Origin of the sequence: Pseudomonas sp. NPDC089534 (assembly GCF_044749305.1) — a bacterium.
Lineage (GTDB): Bacteria > Pseudomonadota > Gammaproteobacteria > Pseudomonadales > Pseudomonadaceae > Aquipseudomonas > Aquipseudomonas ekonensis.
Window position 1 is genome coordinate 1 of the sequence record NZ_JBIVHR010000164.1, and the last position, 6,120, is coordinate 6,120.

Below are 6,120 nucleotides of genomic sequence, written 5' to 3' on the forward strand. Positions count from 1 at the left end.
TGCGATTTTAGAACTGTCGAGGTATGGGTCGGCTTACTCTACCTGGGTGCTGAGGGCGAGGGCCATTAAAGACTCCTAAATATCACGTTCAGAGGCGCGCGCGGCCTGGTATAATGCGCGACATTATGGGCGGTCCGACCCCGCCTGCAACTTTTCCAGGACGTGCTTAATGCTCAAGGCGCTGCGTTTTTTCGGCTGGCCGCTGTTGGCCGGCGTGCTTATCGCTCTGTTGATCATCCAGCGTTACCCGCAGTGGGTCGGGCTTCCTAGCCTCGACGTCAACCTGCAGCAAGCCCCGCAGACCACCAGCATTCAGCAGGGGCCGGTGACCTACGCCGACGCCGTGACCATCGCCGCGCCGTCGGTGGTCAATCTGTACACCACCAAAGTCATCGCCAAACCGGCCCATCCGCTGTTCGAAGACCCGCAGTTCCGCCGCTTCTTCGGCGACAACTCGCCCAAGCAGAAGCGCATGGAGTCGAGCCTGGGCTCCGGCGTGATCATGAGCCCGGAAGGCTTCATCCTGACCAACAACCACGTCACCAGCGGCGCCGACCAGATCGTCGTGGCCCTCAAGGACGGCCGCGAGACCCTGGCCCGGGTCATCGGCAGCGACCCCGAGACTGACCTGGCGGTGCTCAAGATCGACCTGAAGAACCTGCCGGCCATCACCGTGGGCCGCTCCGACAACATCCGCATCGGCGACGTGGCCCTGGCCATCGGCAACCCGTTCGGCGTCGGCCAGACCGTGACCATGGGCATCATCAGCGCCACCGGGCGCAATCAGTTGGGCCTGAACAACTACGAAGACTTCATCCAGACCGACGCGGCCATCAACCCCGGCAACTCCGGCGGCGCGCTGGTGGACGCCAACGGCAACCTGACCGGCATCAACACGGCGATCTTCTCCAAGTCCGGCGGCTCCCAGGGCATCGGCTTCGCGATCCCGGTGAAGCTGGCGATGGAGGTCATGAAGTCGATCATCGAGCACGGCCAGGTCATCCGTGGCTGGCTCGGTATCGAGGTACAGCCGCTGACCCAGGAACTGGCGGAATCGTTCGGCCTGTCCGGGCGTCCGGGGATCGTGGTGGCGGGGATCTTCCGCGACGGCCCGGCGCAGAAGGCCGGCCTGCAACTGGGCGACGTGATCCTGAGCATCGACGGCGAACCGGCCGGTGACGGCCGCAAGTCGATGAACCAGGTGGCGCGGATCAAACCGACCGACAAGGTCACGATCCAGGTGATGCGCAACGGCAAGGAACTGAAGCTGACCGCGGAGATCGGCCTGCGTCCGCCGCCGGCGCCGGTCAAGGAACAGGAAGAGAACTGACCCATCGCCAGCAGGCTGGCTCCCACAGAGTTCTGCGGTGAACACAGCAGCTGCGATCCGCCCAGATCCCCTGTGGGAGCCAGCCTGCTGGCGATGGCGTCAGCCGAAGCGCCGCAAGGCAAGATGAAAAAAAGGCCGGCACCTTCAGTTGAGGTGCCGGCCTTTTTTGATCGGCTCAGCAGGCTGTCACAGCTCGCCGAGGCCGTCGATCAGCGCCTGGTTCTGCTCCGGCGTGCCGATGGAAATACGCAGGAACTGGGCGATCCGCTCCTGCTTGAAGTGCCGCACGATCACGCCCTGCTCGCGCAGTTTCGCCGCCAGACCGGCCGCGTCGTGCTGCGGATGGCGAGCGAAGATGAAGTTGGCCGCCGACGGCAGCACCTCAAAGCCCTTGGCCTGCAATTGCGCGGTCACCCATTCCCGGCTCTCGATCACCAGACGGCAGGTCTTGTCGAAGTACTCGCGATCCTCGAACGCTGCCGCCGCCCCGACATTCGCCATGCGGTCCAGCGGATAGGAGTTGAAGCTGTTCTTGATCCGCTCCAGCGCTTCGATCAGGTCCGGGTGCCCCACCGCCAACCCGACCCGCAGCCCCGCGAGCGAGCGTGACTTGGAGAGGGTCTGGGTGACGAGCAGGTTCGGATAACGGTTCACCAGACTGATGGCCGTCTCGCCGCCGAAGTCGATGTAAGCCTCGTCCACCACCACGACCGAATCCGCGTTGGCCTTGAGGATTTGCTCGACCGCGTCGAGCGCCAGCAGGCAGCCGGTCGGGGCGTTCGGGTTGGGGAAAATGATCCCGCCGTTCGGCCTGGCGTAGTCCGCCGGATCGATCTGGAATTGCGCGTTCAGCGGCACGGCATCGAACTGAATGCCATACAGCCCGGCGTAGACCGGGTAGAAGCTGTAGCTGATGTCCGGGAACAGCAGCGGCTTGTCGTGCTGCAGCAAGCCGTGGAACACGTGGGCCAGTACTTCGTCCGAGCCGTTGCCGAGGAACACCTGGTTGCTCTGCACGCCGTAATAACGGGCGACGGCGTTTTTCAGCAGATCACTGTTCGGATCCGGGTACAGGCGCAGGTTGTCGTTCAGTTCGGTCTGCATCGCCGCCAGCGCTTTGGGCGACGGGCCGTACGGGTTTTCGTTGGTGTTGAGCTTGACCAGTTTGGCCAGCTTCGGCTGTTCGCCCGGCACGTAAGGCACCAGATCCTTGACGAACGGGCTCCAGAATTTGCTCATGTCTCAGTTCCCCTGCTGTTCATCGAGGATGCGGTATTCGGCGCTGCGCGCGTGGGCGCTCAGCGATTCGCCACGGGCCAGCACCGACGCGGTCTTGCCCAGCTCAGAGGCGCCGGCCTCGGAGCAGAAGATGATCGACGAGCGCTTCTGGAAGTCGTAGACGCCCAGTGGCGAGGAGAACCGCGCGGTGCCGGAGGTCGGCAGAACGTGGTTGGGGCCTGCGCAGTAGTCGCCCAGCGCCTCGGAGGTGTGGCGGCCCATGAAGATCGCGCCGGCGTGGCGGATCTGCGGCAGCCAGGCCTGCGGGTCGGCAACCGACAGCTCAAGGTGTTCCGGTGCGATGCGGTTGGCGACCTCGATGGCCTGGGCCATGTCGCGCACCTGGATCAGCGCGCCGCGGCCGTTGATCGAGGTTTCGATGATGGCGGCGCGATCCATGGTCGGCAGCAGCTTGTCGATGCTGGCGGCGACCTTGTCGAGGAATTCGGCGTCCGGGCTGACCAGGATCGCCTGCGCATCTTCGTCGTGCTCGGCCTGGGAAAACAGGTCCATGGCGATCCAGTCCGGATCGGTCTGGCCGTCGCACACCACGAGGATTTCCGACGGGCCGGCGATCATGTCGATGCCGACCTGGCCGAACACGTGACGCTTGGCGGTGGCCACATAGATGTTGCCCGGGCCGACCACCTTGTCCACCTGCGGCACGCTTTCGGTGCCGTAGGCCAGCGCGGCGACGGCTTGGGCGCCGCCGATGGTGAACACCCGGTCGACCCCGGCGATGCACGCGGCGGCCAGCACCAGCTCATTGACCTCGCCGCGCGGGGTCGGCACCACCATGACCACTTCACCGACGCCGGCCACCTTCGCCGGAATCGCGTTCATCAGCACCGACGACGGGTACGACGCCTTGCCGCCCGGCACGTACAGGCCGGCGCGGTCCAGCGGCGTGACCTTCTGGCCGAGCACAGTGCCGTCGGCCTCGGTGTAGCTCCAGGAGTCCTGCTTCTGCCGTTCGTGGTAGCTGCGCACGCGCCCCGCGGCTTTTTCCAGCGCCTCGCGCTGGGCCGGGGTGATGCGGGTCAGGGCCAGTTCCAGGCGTTCGCGCGGCAGGATCAGGTCCGCCATCGAGGCGGCGTCCACGCCGTCGAACTGGCGGGTGAACTCGACCAGCGCATCGTCGCCGCGCTCGCGCACGGCCTTGATGATGTCCAGCACCCGCTGATTGACCGAGTCGTCGGACACGCTTTCCCAGCTCAGCAGATGATCCAGATGATGCGCGAAATCCGGGTCAGCAGCGTTGAGTCGGCGAATTGCAGTCGGTGCGGTCATAGCGAGAGCCTCATAGGAATGGCGAAAACTCAGGCGCCCTAACTTAGCAGTCGTTCCGCTTGGGCACCTGAGATTCTGGCTATGAGGCGGATAGACGGGCGCAGCCGGGGGCCGCGCGGGTACATCAGCCGCGGTGTCGCGATTCCACTGCCTTGCGCAGGGTATCGATCAACGCCTGGATCCGGGCGTGCTGCATCTTCATCGAAGCCTTGTTGACCACCAGGCGCGAGCTGATCGTGGCGATCAGTTCCTGGGGCTCCAGGCCGTTGGCGCGCAGGGTGTTGCCGGTGTCGACCACGTCGATGATCTTGTCGGCCAGACCGATCAGCGGCGCCAGCTCCATCGAGCCGTACAGCTTGATGATGTCGACCTGACGGCCCTGCTCGGCGTAGTAGCGCTTGGCGACGTTGACGAACTTGGTCGCCACCCGCAGGCGGCCCTTGGGCTCGGCGGCGCCGACCTTGCCGGCGGTCATCAGCTTGCATTGGGCGATCTGCAGGTCCAGCGGCTCGTACAGGCCCTGGCCGCTGTACTCCATCAGCACGTCCTTGCCGGCCACGCCGAGGTCGGCAGCGCCATGCTCGACATAGGTCGGCACGTCGGTGGCGCGCACGATCAGCAGACGGACGTCTTCCTGGGTCGTGGGGATGATCAGCTTGCGGCTCTTGTCCGGATTCTCGGTCGGCACGATGCCCGCTTCGGCCAGAAGCGGCAGGGTGTCGTCAAGGATGCGGCCCTTGGACAGTGCGATGGTCAACATGGGTAGCGTCAGTCCTTATCAAGGTACTCATGCCCGGACGCGATCGGCGCCGGACACACATCGAGGGCTTGTCCCTGACGGAACGGCAGCCCTCGACCAAAAACGAACTCGGTGGACACCTCCCTGTGTCCGGATGCAGGACTAGCCCGGAACGCGGCGGATCTTGGCGCCCAGCATCTGCAGTTTCTCTTCGATGCACTCGTAGCCACGGTCGATGTGGTAGATGCGGTCGATCAGGGTGTCGCCGTCGGCCACCAGGGCCGAAATCACCAGGCTGGCCGAAGCGCGCAGGTCGGTCGCCATGACCGGTGCGCCCTTGAGGATCTCGGTGCCGGTCACGATGGCGGTGTTGCCTTCGACCTGGATCTTGGCGCCCATGCGGTGCAGTTCGTAGACGTGCATGAAGCGGTTTTCGAAGATCGTCTCGATCACCGCGCCGGTGCCTTCGGCGATGGCGTTGAGCGAGATGAACTGCGCCTGCATGTCGGTCGGGAACGCCGGGTATGGCGCGGTGCGCACGTTGACCGCCTTCGGCCGCTTGCCGTGCATGTTCAGTTCGATCCAGTCTTCGCCGCTGGTGATCTCGGCGCCGGACTCGCGCAGCTTTTCCAGGACGGCTTCGAGAATGGTCGGATCGGTGTCCTTGACCTTCACGCGCCCGCCGGTGACGGCGGCGGCCACCAGGTAGGTGCCGGTCTCGATGCGGTCTGGCATGACCTTGTAGAAGGTCGGCGCCAGGCGCTCTACGCCGTCGATGGTGATGGTGTCGGTGCCGGCGCCGGAAACCTTGGCGCCCATGGCGTTCAGGAAGTTCGCCAGGTCGACCACTTCAGGTTCGCGGGCGGCGTTCTGCAGCACGCTGCGGCCCTTGGCCAGGGCAGCGGCCATCATGATGTTCTCGGTGCCGGTCACGCTGACGGTGTCGAAGAAGAAGTGCGCGCCGCGCAGGCCGCCTTCAGGCGCCTTGGCCTTGATGTAGCCGCCTTCGACGTCGATGACCGCACCCATGGCCTCCAGGCCGCGGATGTGCAGGTCGACCGGACGCGAACCGATGGCGCAACCGCCCGGCAGCGCGACTTCGGCTTCGCCGAAACGGGCGACCATCGGGCCCAGCACCAGGATCGACGCACGCATGGTCTTGACCAGCTCGTACGGGGCGATCAGGGTCTTGATGGTGCGCGGGTCGATTTCCACGCTCAGCTTTTCGTCGATCACAGGCTCGATGCCCATGCGGCCGAACAGCTCGATCATGGTGGTGATGTCGTGCAGGTGCGGCAGGTTGCCCACGGTGACCGGGCCGTCGCACAGCAGGGTGGCCGCCAGAATCGGCAGGGCGGAGTTCTTCGCCCCGGAGATCCGGATCTCGCCGTCAAGACGTGCGCCACCGGTAATAATCAATTTATCCATAAGAATCTCGACGCCCTAAGGCTCAGGAGCGCGGCCTGGGCCGAGCGCACCTGAG

Annotated in this window: 5 protein-coding genes; 1 reads left to right on the top strand and 4 read right to left on the bottom strand. The window is 65.1% G+C overall.

What is annotated here, in order from left to right:
* Positions 1-169: 169 nt before the first annotated feature.
* Positions 170-1,330 (top strand): Do family serine endopeptidase AlgW, encoded by a 1,161-nt coding sequence (algW, locus tag ACIP0B_RS27615; RefSeq protein WP_217893639.1) that lies wholly within the window; start codon positions 170-172, stop codon positions 1,328-1,330.
* Between the two features lie 186 nt (positions 1,331-1,516).
* Here the strand turns inward: algW and hisC are convergent, their stop codons facing one another.
* The 4 genes from hisC to murA all read right to left on the bottom strand — a co-directional run bounded on the left by hisC (position 1,517) and on the right by murA (position 6,065).
* On the bottom strand, positions 1,517-2,569 hold the full coding sequence (hisC, locus tag ACIP0B_RS27620) for a histidinol-phosphate transaminase (RefSeq protein WP_400838203.1): 1,053 nt from the start codon (positions 2,567-2,569) through the stop codon (positions 1,517-1,519).
* A 3-nt stretch (positions 2,570-2,572) separates the two neighbouring features.
* Positions 2,573-3,898, bottom strand: coding sequence for a histidinol dehydrogenase (gene hisD, locus ACIP0B_RS27625; RefSeq protein WP_400838206.1), 1,326 nt, complete (start codon positions 3,896-3,898; stop codon positions 2,573-2,575).
* 124 nt (positions 3,899-4,022) lie between these two features.
* Positions 4,023-4,658 carry an ATP phosphoribosyltransferase gene (gene hisG / locus ACIP0B_RS27630; RefSeq protein ID WP_085578623.1) on the bottom strand — a complete coding sequence of 212 codons (636 nt, stop codon included), beginning with the start codon at positions 4,656-4,658 and terminating at the stop codon, positions 4,023-4,025.
* A 141-nt stretch (positions 4,659-4,799) separates the two neighbouring features.
* A complete protein-coding gene (murA, locus tag ACIP0B_RS27635) occupies positions 4,800-6,065 on the bottom strand; it encodes a UDP-N-acetylglucosamine 1-carboxyvinyltransferase (protein ID WP_085578621.1) in 1,266 nt (421 codons plus the stop codon).
* Positions 6,066-6,120 lie beyond the last annotated feature (55 nt).

What these genes read in the sequence shown, in the direction of transcription:
- algW (WP_217893639.1), top strand. Translation starts at nt 170, where the DNA reads ATGCTCAAGGCGCTGCGTTTTTTCGGCTGGCCGCTGTTGGCCGGCGTG.
- murA (WP_085578621.1), bottom strand. Translation starts at nt 6,065, where the DNA reads ATGGATAAATTGATTATTACCGGTGGCGCACGTCTTGACGGCGAGATC.
- hisG (WP_085578623.1), bottom strand. Translation starts at nt 4,658, where the DNA reads ATGTTGACCATCGCACTGTCCAAGGGCCGCATCCTTGACGACACCCTG.
- hisC (WP_400838203.1), bottom strand. Translation starts at nt 2,569, where the DNA reads ATGAGCAAATTCTGGAGCCCGTTCGTCAAGGATCTGGTGCCTTACGTG.
- hisD (WP_400838206.1), bottom strand. Translation starts at nt 3,898, where the DNA reads ATGACCGCACCGACTGCAATTCGCCGACTCAACGCTGCTGACCCGGAT.